The 15,182-nt window shown below is 68.4% G+C and carries 15 protein-coding genes; all 15 read left to right on the top strand.

Going from position 1 to position 15,182, the window contains the following annotated elements:
- The first annotated feature begins 1 nt into the window (after position 1).
- A complete protein-coding gene (locus V4558_16920; protein MES2307185.1) occupies positions 2 to 883 on the top strand; it encodes a DUF58 domain-containing protein in 882 nt (293 codons plus the stop codon).
- On the top strand, positions 880 to 1,566 hold the full coding sequence (locus V4558_16925; GenBank protein ID MES2307186.1) for a hypothetical protein: 687 nt from the start codon (positions 880 to 882) through the stop codon (positions 1,564 to 1,566). The genes V4558_16920 and V4558_16925 overlap by 4 nt, the downstream gene beginning before the upstream one ends.
- The gene (locus tag V4558_16930) at positions 1,563 to 2,540 is read left to right on the top strand and encodes a VWA domain-containing protein (GenBank protein MES2307187.1); all 978 of its coding nucleotides are present in this window, start codon (positions 1,563 to 1,565) and stop codon (positions 2,538 to 2,540) included. The genes V4558_16925 and V4558_16930 overlap by 4 nt, the downstream gene beginning before the upstream one ends.
- A complete protein-coding gene (locus V4558_16935) occupies positions 2,537 to 4,132 on the top strand; it encodes a VWA domain-containing protein (GenBank protein ID MES2307188.1) in 1,596 nt (531 codons plus the stop codon). Before V4558_16930 ends, V4558_16935 begins: the two co-directional genes overlap by 4 nt.
- Positions 4,132 to 6,075, top strand: coding sequence for a hypothetical protein (locus V4558_16940; protein MES2307189.1), 1,944 nt, complete (start codon positions 4,132 to 4,134; stop codon positions 6,073 to 6,075). The genes V4558_16935 and V4558_16940 overlap by 1 nt, the downstream gene beginning before the upstream one ends.
- Before the next feature lie 4 nt (positions 6,076 to 6,079).
- Positions 6,080 to 7,816 (top strand): DNA mismatch repair endonuclease MutL, encoded by a 1,737-nt coding sequence (mutL, locus tag V4558_16945; protein MES2307190.1) that lies wholly within the window; start codon positions 6,080 to 6,082, stop codon positions 7,814 to 7,816.
- Complete coding sequence (miaA, locus tag V4558_16950; GenBank protein MES2307191.1) at positions 7,803 to 8,729, top strand: tRNA (adenosine(37)-N6)-dimethylallyltransferase MiaA; 927 nt, start codon at positions 7,803 to 7,805, stop codon at positions 8,727 to 8,729. The genes mutL and miaA overlap by 14 nt, the downstream gene beginning before the upstream one ends.
- Entirely contained in the window at positions 8,726 to 9,853 is a 1,128-nt protein-coding gene (gene bshA, locus V4558_16955) for an N-acetyl-alpha-D-glucosaminyl L-malate synthase BshA (protein MES2307192.1), read from the top strand. The genes miaA and bshA overlap by 4 nt, the downstream gene beginning before the upstream one ends.
- On the top strand, positions 9,853 to 10,662 hold the full coding sequence (locus V4558_16960; protein ID MES2307193.1) for an undecaprenyl-diphosphate phosphatase: 810 nt from the start codon (positions 9,853 to 9,855) through the stop codon (positions 10,660 to 10,662). Before bshA ends, V4558_16960 begins: the two co-directional genes overlap by 1 nt.
- Before the next feature lie 7 nt (positions 10,663 to 10,669).
- Positions 10,670 to 11,377: a biotin--[acetyl-CoA-carboxylase] ligase gene (locus V4558_16965; protein MES2307194.1), complete on the top strand. Its 708-nt coding sequence runs from the start codon at positions 10,670 to 10,672 to the stop codon at positions 11,375 to 11,377.
- A gap of 15 nt (positions 11,378 to 11,392) precedes the next feature.
- Positions 11,393 to 12,172 (top strand): type III pantothenate kinase, encoded by a 780-nt coding sequence (locus V4558_16970; protein MES2307195.1) that lies wholly within the window; start codon positions 11,393 to 11,395, stop codon positions 12,170 to 12,172.
- Positions 12,169 to 13,107: a UbiA family prenyltransferase gene (locus tag V4558_16975; protein ID MES2307196.1), complete on the top strand. Its 939-nt coding sequence runs from the start codon at positions 12,169 to 12,171 to the stop codon at positions 13,105 to 13,107. The genes V4558_16970 and V4558_16975 overlap by 4 nt, the downstream gene beginning before the upstream one ends.
- Positions 13,108 to 13,189: 82 nt before the next feature.
- Complete coding sequence (locus V4558_16980; GenBank protein MES2307197.1) at positions 13,190 to 13,819, top strand: hypothetical protein; 630 nt, start codon at positions 13,190 to 13,192, stop codon at positions 13,817 to 13,819.
- A gap of 11 nt (positions 13,820 to 13,830) precedes the next feature.
- Positions 13,831 to 14,154, top strand: a complete 324-nt coding sequence (locus tag V4558_16985; GenBank protein MES2307198.1) for a hypothetical protein — start codon at positions 13,831 to 13,833, stop codon at positions 14,152 to 14,154.
- On the top strand, positions 14,151 to 15,119 hold the full coding sequence (locus V4558_16990; GenBank protein ID MES2307199.1) for a C40 family peptidase: 969 nt from the start codon (positions 14,151 to 14,153) through the stop codon (positions 15,117 to 15,119). The genes V4558_16985 and V4558_16990 overlap by 4 nt, the downstream gene beginning before the upstream one ends.
- Positions 15,120 to 15,182 lie beyond the last annotated feature (63 nt).

Raw genomic sequence — 15,182 nt, forward strand, 5'->3', positions numbered from 1 at the left:
GATGGCGGGCATTCTTCCCCCCGCGCTGCTGAAGCAGGTCCGCACGCTCGCCCTGCGCGGGCGGCGTGCGACCGATGCGATTCTGGGTGGTGAAGTCCGGTCCCTCTTCCGCGGGACCGGGATGGAGTTCACCGACATCAGGCCATACACCGAGGGCGATGATCTTCGCCTGCTCGACTGGAACCTGCTGGCGCGCACCGGCCTGCCGTATGTCAAGCTTTACACCGAAACCCGCGAACTCACGCTGCTGCTGCTGGTCGACCACTCGCCCTCTACTGGCGTAGGCGATCCGGCGCCGAAGGTCGAGCGCGCCGCAGAAGTAGCCGCCTTGCTGGCGCTGGTCGCGACGCAGCAACATGACCGCGTCGGGCTCGTCGCCTTCTCGAATACCGTCGGACCGGTCATCCCTCCGGGGCGGGGCCAGCGACACGCCTTTGGCGTCGTGCGGAAGCTGTTCGGCCTGGAGCCCTCCGGAACCGGGACCGACCTTGCGGGCGCCCTGCGCGCTGCCGGCTCCCTGCTCAAGCGCCGGTCGCTCATCGTCATCATCTCCGACTTTCTCGCGCCCGACTGGGAGACTCCGTTGCGCGGCCTCGCGGCGCGGCACGAGATCACCGCCGTCTCGCTTGAGGATTCGCGCGAGACCCAGCTCCCCGATGGTGGCTGGGTCACGGTGGCTGGTGCCGAACGCGGCGCACCGGTGCTCTTCGATGCCGGTGACATTCTCGCGCGCCGCCGCGCCGAGGCCGCCGTGAAGCGCGCGCGGGCGAAGCGCACCGCCTCGCTCAGCGCGGCTGGGGTGCGTGAGGTCGTCGTCCGCACCGACGGCGAATACCTCCCTGCGTTGCGGGCCGCCTTCAGTCGCAGCGCGCGACGCCGATGAGGCAACAGCCGCCGCAGCAGCATACCGTCGGCGACACGCTGACCATCGTGCAGCGCGTTCGGGTGCCGTCCGATGCCGTGGTGCAACCGCGGGCACCTGCCGACTCCGCACTCGTCACCATGCTGATGCCGCCTTCGCTCACTCGCGAAGGCGAAACGGTGCGCATCGCCTATCACGTCGCGTTGTGGCAGGCCGGAACCAACGAGCTCACCCTCCCGGGCGCTGTGGTCGTGTCTTCCGGCGGCCATGTCGACACGCTCCCGGACTCCCATGTCTTGCTGCAGGTGTCGTCGCTCCTGCCGGTTGGCAAGGCGGTGGCGACGGTCCAGCCGCGGGGTGCGCGCACGGTGCTGCCGCGTGCCGACCGAACAGCGCTGCCGTTCCTCGTCGTTCCCGGCATCGTGCTCCTCATCCTGGCCGGAGCGTGGTGGTGGCGTCGTCGTCGCGGGCCCGCCCGCGCGCAGGGTCGCCCGCTGGCGCCGACGCCGATCGATTCCGAGCGGATCGCGCGCTGGCTCGCAGCGGGCGAGGCTCAGCTCGCGCTGACTCACGTCGAAGCGCTGCTGCGGGACAATCCCGATCTGGCGGAGTGGCGCGCGCGTGCCGCCGCAGCACGTTACGCCCGGGGTGCCGATGCCGAATTGGCCGCCCTGGTGCGTGAAGGGTGGGAGCGAGTCCGGTGATTGGCTTCGTGCGACCGCTGCTCCTGCTGCTGCTCCTCGCGCTGCCATGGTGGTGGTGGCGTCGCCGGAGGCTGCCACCAGCGACCGCCATCGTCAGCGACACCGCGCCATTTGTTGCGGCGACACGGGGGCGCTGGAAACTCTGGCTGCCACCAGCGCTGCGATCGCTCGCCCTCGCCCTCCTGGTCTCGGCTGCGGCGGGGCCGTATCGCCGCGGCGATCGAACCATCGTGAATGCCGACGGCATCGCCATCGTGATCGCGATGGATGTGTCGAGCTCGATGTTGGCGGAGGATTTCACCCCCGCCAATCGCCTCGAAGTCGCGAAGCAACAGGCGCTCGCCTTTGTGCGCGGCCGCACGGCCGACCGGATCGGCCTGGTGACCTTTGCGGGTGAGGCGCTCACCCAGGTGCCGGTGACCCTCGACTATCCAGCACTCGAACGTGCCATCGAGTCCGTCAAGATTGGCGACCTCGAAGATGGCACGGCCATCGGCTCGGGCCTCGCGACGGCAGTCGCGCGTCTGCGCAAGGTGCCCGGCAAGGAGAAGGTGATCCTCCTCCTCACCGACGGCGAGAACAACCGCGGATTGATCGACCCCAGGACGGCAGCGCAGACGGCGCAGGCGTTTGGCATCAAGGTCTATACCATCGGCGTCGGTACCGAGGGGCAGGCGCGCTTTCCGACAGGGCAGGGGCTCAACGGCTTCCGCTACGAGATGCTGCCGGTCCGCATCGATGAGGTGCTGCTCAAGGAGATCGCCGCCAACACCGGCGGGCGCTACTTCCGCGCCAAGGATGCCGAGGCGCTGATCCGCATCTTCCAGCAGATCGACCGGCTCGAACGGACACCGATCGATGTGGTGCGCTATACCCGGCACGAGGAGTGGACGCGGCCCTTCCTGGTCGCGGCGCTGGTGCTGCTGGGCCTCGAGCTCCTGCTCTCCACCACCACCGTGGTGCGGATCCCGTGAAGATCGAATACCCGATGTTGCTGATGGCCGCACCGCTCCTCACGATCGGCATATTCGCGCTGGGCTGGGCCGCGCGTCGTCGTCGACGTGCTGCGGCAGCATCGTGGTCCGCAGCGCTCGGCGCGCAGGCAATGCGCATCGGGCGTCGTTCGCCCTGGCTCCTCGCGCTGGTGGCCTTGCTGACCGCGATCGGCATGGCCGGGCCACGATGGGGAAGCCTGTCGCAGACCACCGAGTCGCGGGCGATCAACGTGATGGTCGTGATGGATGTCTCGCGCTCGATGACAGCAACGGATGTGCTCCCCGATCGTCTCACTCGCGCGAGCGGACTCGCTCGTCGTCTCGTGCAGGACCTCGGCGGAGATCGCATCGGGCTGATCGCATTCAGCGGACGTGGCTATCTCCTCTCACCACTCACGCTCGACCAGAGCGCGATCGCCCTGCAGCTCGACGCCCTCGATGCCGAGATGGCGAGCGAAGGCGGCTCGGCTCTCGCAAATGCGCTGAATCAGGCGCGCATCGTTCTCAATGCATCATCGCAAGGCGGGGATCGCGCCATTGTCGTCTTCACCGATGGCGAGAGCTTCGATGACGGTTCCGAACTCGCAGCCGCCGGACGCGCGCTGCACGACGCGAAGATCACGCTCGTGGCCGTGCCCGTGGGAGAAACCTCCGGTGCGCGAATTCCGGAAGCGGCGGGCGGCTTCCGGAAGGACTCCAACGGCCGCGAGATCATCACCTACCGGCGCGACGATCTGCTGCGAATCGCGGTCGAGGCAGCAGAAGGGGTGATGGTCCCGGCAAATGCGGCCGACCCGTCGGGCGAAGCGAGACGCGTGCTCTCCCGGTTGGCGCGTGCACCCGCGAGTGACCGTGCGACTGCCGACCTCGTGCCGCGCGCCTGGATCTTCGCGCTGATGGCCGCGCTGCTCCTGCTGGCGCAGACCGTGACGCGTCGGAGCGCTGCACTCGTCGGACTGCTCCTGGTGGTGGGTGCCGGCGTGGCCCGGGCGCAGCGTCCATCGGCCGGTTCGCGTCTGCTCGCCCATGGCGACAGCGCCGCCGCTCGCGTCGCCCTGCTGCACGAAGCCACCCGACTCAATTCGGACACTGCATGGTTCAACGCCGGCACGGCCGCACTGCTCGCGGGCGACATGCCGACGGCGACACTGGCGCTGCAACGCGCCACCACATCCCTCGACCCAGAGCTCCGCCGACGCGCACTCTACAACCTCGGCACCGCGTACCTGCAACAGGCACGTCGAGACACGACGCGTCGCGATTCGCTGCTGACCGCCGCCGCCTCGCAGTTGCAAAGCGCCCTGCTCCTCGGGCCGAACGACCGCGATGCCAAGTTCAACTACGAACTCGCCCGCAAACTCCGACCCCCTACGCCACCCAATCCGTCGGGGGGCGGCGGGAAAGGGAAGGGGCAGCCGCCGCCGGCGCCACCGAAGAATGACAAGGGCGCGATGAGCAAAGCCGAGGCCGAACAGGTGCTCAGCGCGATGGAACGCGCCGAGCGCGAGACGCGGCAGAGTCAGTATCAGAAGCAACGCCGTGGGCAGCCGCCCACCGGGCCGGACTGGTAATGCTGATCGCCTTGCTGTTCACGCTGGTGGCGCAGGACACCACCGGACTGTCGCCACGCGCGCGCGCGATGCTCGATCGCTTCCCGCTGCCGCGCACCGGCGAGGTCTCGATCGCAACGCACTTCTCCACCGACACGGCATGGTTCGGGGAGCAGGTCGAGCTCGTGACGGCGGCGTGGTTCCCGCGTGAGCTGCGTAATCGACTGCGCCACACCCCGAACCTGTTGCCTCCGGCGTTGAGCGGGCTCTGGAGCGTGCAGGCGCAGGCGAACATGTCGATGGCGGCGACGCGCCTCGTCGGCGGTCAGCTCTACGACCTCTTTGTTGCGCATCAGACGCTCTTCCCGCTCGGCGGCGGCAAGATCACCGTGCCCCCAGCGATCCTGACCTACTCGGTGCCGGCGTCGCTCTCGTTCTTCGCACCAGAGCAACGCAAGACCCTCTCGTCACGACCCGCAACACTGGTAATCCGCCCCATCCCGGCGCGGCTCTCGAGCGAGCTCGGGAGCGGGCCAACGGCGCGTGCCGTGAAGGTGGTGTGGCGCGGCGTCAGCGGTGCGATTCACGCCGGGACACCCGCGATGATCGAGCTGGTGCTCGCGGGCGAGGGCAACATCGCGCTCTGGCCCACTCCCGAGGTGGCTTGGCCCTCAGGAGTTCGCGTCTATCCCGACCGGACCGAGGAACGTGCCATCGATATCGCCGGCCGACGCGGTGGCGAGAAACGTTTTCGCTTTACCGTGGTTGCCGATAGCGAGGGGGTCCTCTCACTGCCGCAGGTGCGCTACCCCTACTTCGATCCTGTCACGGCAGAGGTCAACACGGCGATGACCGACGCGGTGGCGCTGGTGGTCCTGCCTGGCACCGGCGCAGGAGCGCTGCGGCGGGTGCTGCCGATTGTCGATGAAGAGCAGGTGCCGGTGGCATCGGCGGTGGTCGCGCGGGCGCCATGGGCGCTCCCGGCGCTCTTCCTCCTGCCGTTGCTCGTGGTGGCGTGGCGTCGTCGCCGGCGTGCGCCTCGCGCGGTCCCGAGCGCGCCACGTTCGCCTGAGAATGAACTGCGCGACCTGCTGGGCACGCGCGGTGAAGCATCCCCGGAAACCGTAGTGCCCGTGCTCCGGCGTCGGGGAGTTCCCCGGGAAGATGCCGAAGGGGTACGTCAGTGGCTCACTGCGGCCTCGCGCCGCCGCTACGGGCCGCCCGGGGCCGATGTCACGCCACCACCGGCACCGCTCGCGCGCGTGCTCAAGCGACTGCGCAGCGCGATGCGGCTGACACCGCTGGTGGCGGTATGCTGCGTCGCCCGTGCCGATGCCCAGGCGTTGTCCGACGGTGCTGCCAGGTATCAGGCGGGTGAGTACCACGAGGCGGCAGTTGCCTTCGATGAGGCACGACTTCGGTCACCGAATTCGGTCGGGAGCTGGCGGAATCTTGCGGCGGCGCACTGGCTCGAAGGTGACGATGTCGGCGCTGCCGCGGCCTGGGTCCGGGCGCTCGAGCTTGCGCCGCGCGACGCGGTGACCCGGGCCGAGTGGCATGGTGCCGGCGGGATCCCCGGCGAAGTGCGTGCGCTCGCGCCCACGCTGCCGGTGAGTCGCGACGAGCTGCTACTGATCAGCCTCGGTTGCTGGCTGGTCGGCTGGGGTCTCGCTGCCGTTCGGGCACGTCGTGTCGCGCTGTTGTTCGGGCTCGTGGCGCTGCTCGCGCTCGGGGTTGCCGGGCTCCGGTTCCAGCTGGAGTCGCAGGATCGCGCGCTGCTGCGGCCCGGTGCAGTGCTGCGGGTCTCGCCACACCCTGCGGCGCCGTCGCTGGGCGATGGTGCGGCGTGGACACTCGCGCGGGTGGAGCAGCAGCGTGCCGGATGGCTGCTGGTGCGGCTCGACGGTGGCCGGCGTGGCTGGCTACCCGGCAGCGCAGTCGCCCCCCTTGGACCGCTAGATTGAGGTGATGCCCACCGAGGCCGTTCGCCGGATTGCGATTCTCCCTGATGCGGTTGCCAACCAGATCGCCGCCGGCGAAGTGGTGGAGCGACCAGCCTCGGTGGTCAAGGAACTCGCTGAAAATGCGCTCGACGCGTCGGCCCGCCACGTGCGCGTCGCGATCGAGAACGGCGGCAAGACCGTCATTGAAGTCGCCGATGACGGTGTCGGCATGAATCGCGACGACGCCATCCTCGCACTCGATCGCCACGCCACCAGCAAGATCCGCTCGACCAGCGACCTCGTCGGCATCGGGACGTTCGGCTTCCGTGGTGAAGCGCTCCCCGCGATCGCGTCAGTGACGCGATTCACGCTGCTCACGACGTCGGCCGACGGCATCGGCACCGAAGTGGCCGTGACCGGGGGCCGAATCGACGAGGTACGCGATGCCGCCCGGCAGCGCGGCACAACCATTACCGCGCGCGCGGTCTTCTTCAATACTCCGGCGCGTCGCAAGTTCCTCCGATCAGCGGCGACCGAGACGCGGGCCGTGATCGACGCGGTCAGCACGCTTGCGCTGGCGCACCCGGCAGTGGGATTCGAGCTGGTCATCGATGGCCGTCCGCGGCTGGTCGTGCCAGCGGACCAGCCGCGGGAGGAGCGACTCGCCGCGGTCTGGGGCCCCGACCTCGCGCGCACATTGCTGCCGGTCTCCTTCGCCGTGGGTGGTGTCCTGGTCGAGGGCTTCACGCAGCGACCGGCCGACGCGCAGCCCACCGGGCGACGGACGCAGTTGTTCGTCAACGGCCGTCCCTTCCGCGACAACTTCCTGATTCGCGCGGCCGAAGCCGGGTATCGCTCGGCGATTCACCCGGGTGACCGGCCGTCGCTCTTCCTGAACGTCCGAGTTGATCCGGCCGAAGTAGACGTCAACGTCCACCCGGCGAAGCTCGAGGTGCGCTTCCGGGAACGCTTCGCGGTCGAGCGCGCCGTCGAAGAAGCCGTGCGGCACGCGCTCGGGGCACTCGTCGCATCGGCCGTCGTCGGCGAGGCGCCGCTGGCAGGCGCCGTGCCTGCCCCACGCTGGCCAGAAGTGTCAGACGAACAACTCCCGCCGCCTGACCTCTTTGCCCCGCTCGACGGTGAGCCGGAAGACACAGCACCCGCAGCTGCCGCCGCAGCGACCGCGTCTGCCTGGAACACGCCACTGCTGCAGCTCGCCGACACGTACATCTGTTACGAATCGCCCGATGGGATGGTGATCGTCGATCAGCACTCGGCCCACGAGCGCGTGCTGTACGAGGAAGTGATGCGGGAACTCGCCGGCGAGGGAATTCCGGCGCAGCGGCTCCTCCTTCCGCTGACGATCGAGCTCACCGACGAGGAAATCGATGTCACGGTGACGCATGCCGAAGAACTTCGTCGCATCGGCTTCGAAGTGGAGCCCTTCGGGGGTCGAACCGTTGCGATTCACGGGGTGCCGAATCCGCATCCTCGCTTCGATGCCGCGAGCTGCTTCCGGGAGATGGTGGCCGACCTCGCACGAGGTCGCTTCGGCGGATGGGCCAATCGGCTCGAGCGCTTCGCGGCCACCTATGCCTGTCGCGCTGCGGTGAAGGCAGGACAACGCCTCGACGAACGAAGCATGCGCGAACTCCTGCTGCGGCTCTTCGGCTGCCGGCTTGCACCGCACGATGTGCACGGGCGCTCGACCATCGTGCAGCTGCCCCGGGAAGAACTGGAGCGTCGTTTTGGCCGACGCTAGGACGCCGATCATCCTCGGCCCCACCGGCGTGGGGAAGACCGCGATTGCGCTGGCCCTCGCCGAGTACTGGCCGATCGAAGTGGTCTCCGCAGATTCACGACAGGTCTATCGCGGGCTCGATATCGCCACGGCCAAGGCCACGCGCCGCGAACGTCAGCGCGTACCGCATCACCTGCTCGACCTGATCCCGCCGGGAGAGCGCTACAGTGCCGGCCGGTTTGCTGTCGATGCAGCCGAGGCAATTGCCGAGATCAGGTCTCGCGGCAAGCTGCCGGTGGTGGTGGGGGGAACCGGGCTGTATCTCAAGGCGTTGGTCGATGGGCTCTTCCAGGAGCCGCCGCTCGATCGGCCGCGCCGCGACGCGCTGCTCGCGGTCACGGCCGGCATGGACAACGCCACGCTGGTGCGCTGGGCAGCGCGGCTCGACCCCGGGATGCCTGAGGGAAGTGGCCGGCAGCGCGCGTCGCGCGCCATCGAGATTGCCCTGCTGACGGGCTTCTCACTGCGCTGGTGGCAGCGCTCGGTGGCGGCGCAAGGCGTGGTCAACCCGTGGATGGTCCGACTCACGGTGCCGCGGCAGGTGCTGCATCAGCGCATCCGGGTGCGCACCGAAGAGATGCTCCGGCGAGGCCTGCTCGAAGAGGTGGCCGCGGCGCTCGCTGATGGCGCACCCGCTGAGGGCCCCGGGATGGATGGCATCGGCGTGCGCGAAGCGGTCGCCGTGCTGCAAGGGCGGCTGCCGCAGGAATTGCTGGTCGACCTGGTGGCGACAGCGACCCGCCAGTATGCCAAGCGTCAGGAGACGTGGTTTCGTCACCAGGTGGCGGGCGAGATGTTCACCCTCGACGCCACCAGGTCACCAGAACAGCTCGCGGCGACGATCGCTGCGGAATGGGAGCGAGTGTCGCAATGAAGATCGGCATCACCTGCTATCCGACTTACGGCGGTTCCGGCGCGATGGCCACAGAGCTGGGGCTCGATCTGGCCCGGCGCGGTCATGAAGTGCACTTCATCACCTTCGACTCGCCGTTCCGGCTCCGTGGCTACGCCGAGCGCACCTATTTCCATGAAGTCGACACGGCGATGAGCCACTATCCGCTGTTCGAGCATTACCCCTACACGCTCGCACTCGCGTCGCGGCAGTACGAAGTGGCACTTCAGGAAAAGCTCGACCTCCTCCATGTGCACTATGCCATCCCGCACGCCACGACCGCCTTTCTTGCGCGCGAGATGCTGGCGCCCGAACTTCCGCTCAAGGTCATCACGACGCTGCACGGCACCGACATCACCCTGGTGGGTCAGGAGGCATCGTTCTACGCGATCACCAAGTTCTCGATCGAGCGATCCGATGGTGTCACGGCCGTCTCGGCGTTCCTGCGCGACGAGACCTACCGTGCCTTCGGGTGCGTGTCGTGTGATCTCGCCGTCATTCCGAATTTCGTGAACCTCGCCGAGTACCACCCCGGTGCGGTGACCAAGGGGAGCGTGCTCGCGCCGGCGGGGCACAAGGTGCTCTCGCACATCTCCAACTTCCGCGAAGTGAAGCGGGTGAAGGATGTAGTCCGGATCTTCGCGCGCGTGCGACGCGCCATCCCCAGCACGCTGGTGATGGTCGGTGACGGCCCTGAACGCCTCGACGCCGAGCGGGAGGCCCGTGAGCTCGGCGTCGCCGACGACGTGCGCTTTCTTGGCCGGCTCGACACGGTGGCGCCGATTCTCGCGGCGACCGATCTCTTCCTGCTTCCCTCGCAGACCGAGTCGTTCGGGCTCGCCGCCCTCGAGGCGATGGCCTGCGGCGCGCCGGTGCTCGCGTCACGCATCGGCGGGCTTCCCGAAGTGGTGGTCGACGGCGTCAACGGGATTCTCGAGCCGCCGGGTTCGGTGGAAGCAATGGCCCGTCGCGCCATCGACATGCTGAAGGATCGCAATCGCCATGAGGCGATGCGCGAAGCAGCCGTGGCACGGGCGGCCGAATTCTCCGCGGATGTCGTCGTGCCTCAGTATGAAGCCTTCTACCGCCAGGTCCTCGGTCGCTGATGCTTTTTGCCCCGATCATCATTGCCATCATTCTCGGTCTCGTCGAAGGCGCGACCGAATTTCTGCCGGTCTCCTCGACCGGCCACCTCATTGTCGTCGGCGGCCTGCTCAACTTCACCGGCCAGCGTGCCGCGACGTTCGAGATCGTCATCCAGCTCGGCGCAATCCTCGCAGTCATCTGGCACTACCGGGCGACGCTCTGGCATCTCGTCACGCGGTTGGTTGGAGACCCGGCCGAGCGGCGACTGGCGGGCAATCTCGTCCTGGCGTTTCTCCCCGCGGCGATCATCGGTTTGCTGGCACACGACTGGATCAAGGCGAATCTCTTCTCACCCACTACGGTCGCCGCCGCGTTGATTGTCGGTGGCGTGATCATGCTGGTGCTCGAGTGGTTCCGGCCCGCCGTGACGACCGGAACCATTCGTGATATCACACCACGGCAGGCCCTCGGCATCGGCTTCGCGCAGGTGCTCTCGATGGTCCCGGGCACCTCGCGTGCGGCGGCCACGATCCTTGGTGGTTACGGGCTCGGCTTGTCCCGACCGGCTGCCACCGAGTTTTCGTTCCTCCTCGCCATTCCCACGATCGTCGGCGCGGCCGGACTCGACCTGGTCAAGAGTCGCGACCTGCTGACCATGGCCGACTTGCCGATGTTCGCCGTCGGCACGTTGGTGGCCTTCGTCGCCGCGCTCGGCGTGATTCGCGGCTTCCTGCGATTCATCGAGCGGCATTCGTTCGTGGCATTCGCCTGGTACCGGATCGCGTTCGGCGGGCTGCTCGCGTTGCTCTTCGCGATGCGCGCGATGTGAGCCGCTAGTGCCCGAGTTGGTTCGCGTCGCAGATGTGGCGAGTACGATGGAAGCGGCGCACGCGCTGGCGCAGCAAGGCGCGGCGCATGGAACCGCCGTGGTGGCCGAGCGGCAGAGCGCCGGGCGCGGTACCCGCGGGCGTCAGTGGTCCGCGGAGGCAGGGGGGCTCTGGCTCTCGGTGGTCGCCCGACCGACGCGCACCGATGCCCTCGAAGCGCTTTCGCTTCGCATCGGACTGGTGCTCACGGCGTTGCTCGAGCGCACCTTTCCGTCGCTCCCGCTCATTTCGCTCAAGTGGCCGAACGACCTGATCCTCGACGAGCGGAAACTCGCCGGCATTCTCTGTGAGGCGCGCTGGGCCGGCTCGGTCTGCCAGTGGGTCGTGATCGGGGTCGGCCTGAACGTCACCAATCCGCTCGAGGATTCGCTCACCTTTGGCGCCACCCGGCTCGCTGACTGGGTTGCGAATGCCGACGCCGCAACGCTCGCCTCGCCCTGTGCAACGGCTGTCGCAACCGCCGCCCGTGCCGCCGGGCCATTGACCTCGGCCGAACTCAACGCCTTCGCGGCTCGAGACTATCTGACTGGTCGGCGGGTCTCCGATCCGGTTGCCGGCACGGCCGAAGGAATCACCGCCGCAGGGGCCTTGCGGGTCCGTACCGACTCCGGCCCGGTCAGGGAAATCCTGGGCGGGGTGGTCACCACGCCCGGTTGACGCGAGATTCCACCAATGCTTCTTGCCCTGGATATCGGGAACACCGAGGTCACGGTCGGGCTCTTCGCCGGCAGTGAGCTCCGCGGCCACTGGCGGCTCACCACTGCGGCCGATCGGACGCCCGACGAATGGGCTGTCGCGCTCGAGGCCTTTCTGGTGCGGGCAGGGCACTCGCCGGCCGAGATCCGGGCGGCCTGCATCGCGTCGGTGGCCCCGGGAGTAACCCAGGCACTGGTTCAGGCGGTACGGATTTCGGTGACCTCTATCGTCGGGCTGGTCGAGCCCGCCGCGGCACTTCCGCTTGTCCTCGACGTCGATGAGCCGCTCTCGGTTGGTGCCGACCGCATCGCGAACGTGCTCGCCGCACTCGCACTGCATCCTGGCGATAGCATCGTGGTCGACTTCGGCACTGCAACGACCTTCGATTGCGTGACTGCGGACCGACGCTTCATCGGCGGTTCCATCATGCCGGGGTTACGGACCTCAGCAGAGCAGCTGGTGCGGAAGGCCGCCAAGCTCACCGCCACCGAACTCCTGCCACCCGCCCGCGCGATCGGGCGACGGACAGACGAGCACATCCGCGGCGGCGTGCTCTTCGGCGCTGCCGATGCTGTCGACGGAATGGTGCGACGCATTCGCGCCGAGTGGCCGGGCGGCGCGCGCCCCAAGGTCGTTGCGACGGGCGGGCTCGCTGCGCTGATTGCGCCACTTACGTCGAGCATCGAGATCGTGGATCCCGACCTCACGCTGCACGGCCTGCGGGTCGCCGCCGTCGCGCTGGGGCTGGTCCAGTGAGCGCGGCGTTGGGAAGTGAGAATGCGCTCACTGCGACACCGTCGCGGCGCGTGGCGCATCGCGTTCTCGGCCCCGCGCTGCCATATCTGCTGCAGTTGCGTCCGCTCGAATGGCCGATCGTGGCCGCGCACACCACCCTTGGCTGGCTGCTCGCGTCAGGATTGCGACCGCTCGACCGGCACGGCGCGCTGGGGCTCGGGGTCTGGGTCGTCGCCCTCAACGGCGGATCGCTGGCGCTCAACTCTGCCTTCGATCGAGACAACGGCGATGTCGCTTACCTGCGCGAACCGCCGCCGGTGCCACACGGCCTCGCCTGGTTCGCCGGGGCGCTGATCTTTGTCGGTGCGCTGCTGACCTGGACGATGCCGCTGCCATATCGCATCGGCTATCTGCTCTGCGCCTTGCTCTCGGTGCTCTACTCGGTCCCGCCATTTCGACTCAAAGGCGTTGGCGGTGTCGACTGGCTCATCAATGTCCTTGGCTTCGGCATCGCGACGCCGGTCGCCGGCTGGGCGCTGAGTGGGCGCCCCTTCACGGGACCGATCACGCTCGTGGTCTGGGCGTTCTGCCCGCTCTTCGCGGCGCTCTACCCGCTGACCCAGCTCTACCAGATGGACGAGGATCTCGCGCAAGGGGAAACCACATTGGTGCTCCGTCTGGGTACCCGACGCAGTCTGGCCGCAGCGTTGCTGGCGACCGGGCTTGCCTTCGGACTCCTGTGCGGGGCAGCGTGGCAGTCGGGCTGGCGGGGTGGGGCGGAATGGCCGCGCTGGGCGGCCCTCGGCTGCGCGCTCGCGGCGTGGCTCGTCGTGCTCTGGCCGTGGTATCGCGATGGGCGACGGTGGTCTTCGGCAGAGCACCAGCGAGGGATGTATCACGCGCTGGCGGCATGGGCGCTCACCGATGTCGCCGTCTTCCTGGGCTGGGTCCTCTGAATTTGATGCGAGGCCCTTGGCCCCGACCCCGCTCTTCCGCTAGCTTTTCGCCCGACCTCTGTACCGCTTTCGGAGATACCAGATGGCCACGGCTGCCCGACTCGACCTTTCCAGCGATGCCACCGAAGTGCCCAGCGTGCTGCGCGGCGCTGTGCAACTCGGCCTGATTCAGGCCGTCTGTGTCTTCGTCGTCTCGCTCATCAATCGCAGTCTCGAAGGGACAGCCGACCACGCCCTCACCGGCATCGTGGTGGCGATCGGAGCTGCGGCGACCATTCTGCTGCCGGGACTGCGGACCCGGCCCCGGACGATCGAAGGGATCGCCGGCGCGGCCGGGATCGGTCTCGGTGCTACGGTGATGTTCCTGTTGCTCGATGTCACGGTGTTGCAGACGCTGCACACCTACACCAACCGGTGGCGCGAAGTCGGTGGTGGTTCGAACTGGTGGTATCACCCCGTCTGGTGGATGGTCGGGACCTACCTTTCCTGGATGGGCGCGTGGATCCTCGCCAATCAGACCAACAAGCAGGGCGCACCGTCGGTCGCGGGCGCGGTTGGGCTGATCGCCGTGCTGACGGCGCTCTTTGGCGCCGTCGCCGCCGCCGTCCACTTGCCGCTGGCGGGCTGGAACGTTCCGACCTTCGCGGTCGCCGTGCTGCCGGCCCTCGCGCTGAGCGTGGTGGTGAGCGGACTCGGCGCCAAGCGGGGCTGACGGGAGGCACCGTGCTGGCCCGCGCCGCACGGCTGGTACTCCGGATCGCCGGTTGGCTCCTGACGCCCATCGTGCTCGCTATCACCGCCGCTATCGGGGCGACCATCGGTGCGATGGCCGCCCCGAGGTTTTCTCCCACTGGTGGACTTCTCGTGACGGCGGTGGCCGGACTTCTCGGAGCCTTGCTTGGGCTGCTGGCGTGGGAGAAGCTCCTCGGACGCTCTCCCGAATTGCGAGCCGCGTTGGCCCTCACCGCCGAAGGCATCCCGGAGCCTGCCGTTGTCGAGGAGATGGTGACCGCCCAGCCCGATCCCCCCGACCCGGGAGCGCCGTGAGTACCAGCCGATGGGTCCTGCTCGGGTTCGCGGCGGGAAGTCTGCTCGCAGCTCCGGCTGCGGGGCAGCAGGGGTTCTTCGTGACCGCTGGCCGGGTCACTGCGGGTAGCCCGAACGAATCGAGCTGGCGGCTGACCCTGCAGCGCGACCTGGCTGGCCCGCTCGGTCTCGATCTCTCACTCAACGAACTCCCGGGTGGTCGCCCGCGCGAAGGTGAGCTCTACGGCGTTGGCGCCGACGTGACCCTATTCAGTGATGCGCGTGGCCTCCCTACGGTGTTCGTGGGCGCGGCCGCCGGGCTCGGGCTGGGCGACCAGCGGCGCTTCTGGACCAGCGGCTCCATTGGCCTGCGGATGCCCGTCGTCGTGCTGGGTGCCTTCCGACTCTCGCTCGAAGGGCGCTGGCGCAACATCACCGTCACTGATCGCGATGGCCTCGAGTTCGGCATCGCCATGGGCTATCGGGTCCGGCGCGATCGCGACGCCACCCGGCCCGAGAGCGCCGGGCTCTGGGCGCCGCGCGCAACAGCCGATGCGCTCCGTGCCGGCGGGATCCCCGAAGCGAAGGCCCGGCTGTTGAGCGATGTGGTGTCGACCGCGCTCGAGGAGATGGGGCAACCGTACGTCTGGGGGGGCACCGGCGACGGCAATGGCGGATTCGACTGCTCCGGGCTCATTCACTACGCCTACTCGCGACACGGGGTGCCGATTCCCCGCACGGCCGCGAGCCAGGCCATCGCCGGCACCGCCATCCGTCGCGACCCCGATGGGCTCCTCCCGGGTGACATTCTCACCTTCACCGGCGAGCGTGGCGAGAACGTCACCCACGTCGGTCTCTACGTCGGCGAGGGTCGCTTCATTCACAGCGCCTCGGGTGGCGTTCGGCTGAGTCGGCTGAACGAAGAAGACCCCGATGGCCGGTACTGGCTGAAGCGGTGGGTCGGGGTCAGGCGGATCGTGGAGTAGCTTCGGACGAGAAGGGAGAAGGGAGAAGGGAGAAGGGAGAAGGGAGAAGGGAGAAGGGAGAAG

The sequence above is a fragment of the Gemmatimonadota bacterium genome (assembly GCA_040388535.1).
In the GTDB taxonomy this organism is placed as follows: Bacteria; Gemmatimonadota; Gemmatimonadetes; order Gemmatimonadales; family GWC2-71-9; genus Palsa-1233.

Bases quoted from the DNA above. Each gene is read 5' to 3' on its own strand.
- V4558_16920 (MES2307185.1), top strand. From the start codon at position 2: ATGGCGGGCATTCTTCCCCCCGCGCTGCTGAAGCAGGTCCGCACGCTC.
- V4558_16940 (MES2307189.1), top strand. From the start codon at position 4,132: ATGCTGATCGCCTTGCTGTTCACGCTGGTGGCGCAGGACACCACCGGA.
- V4558_16970 (MES2307195.1), top strand. From the start codon at position 11,393: ATGCTTCTTGCCCTGGATATCGGGAACACCGAGGTCACGGTCGGGCTC.
- V4558_16925 (MES2307186.1), top strand. From the start codon at position 880: ATGAGGCAACAGCCGCCGCAGCAGCATACCGTCGGCGACACGCTGACC.
- mutL (MES2307190.1), top strand. From the start codon at position 6,080: ATGCCCACCGAGGCCGTTCGCCGGATTGCGATTCTCCCTGATGCGGTT.
- V4558_16960 (MES2307193.1), top strand. From the start codon at position 9,853: ATGCTTTTTGCCCCGATCATCATTGCCATCATTCTCGGTCTCGTCGAA.
- V4558_16980 (MES2307197.1), top strand. From the start codon at position 13,190: ATGGCCACGGCTGCCCGACTCGACCTTTCCAGCGATGCCACCGAAGTG.
- bshA (MES2307192.1), top strand. From the start codon at position 8,726: ATGAAGATCGGCATCACCTGCTATCCGACTTACGGCGGTTCCGGCGCG.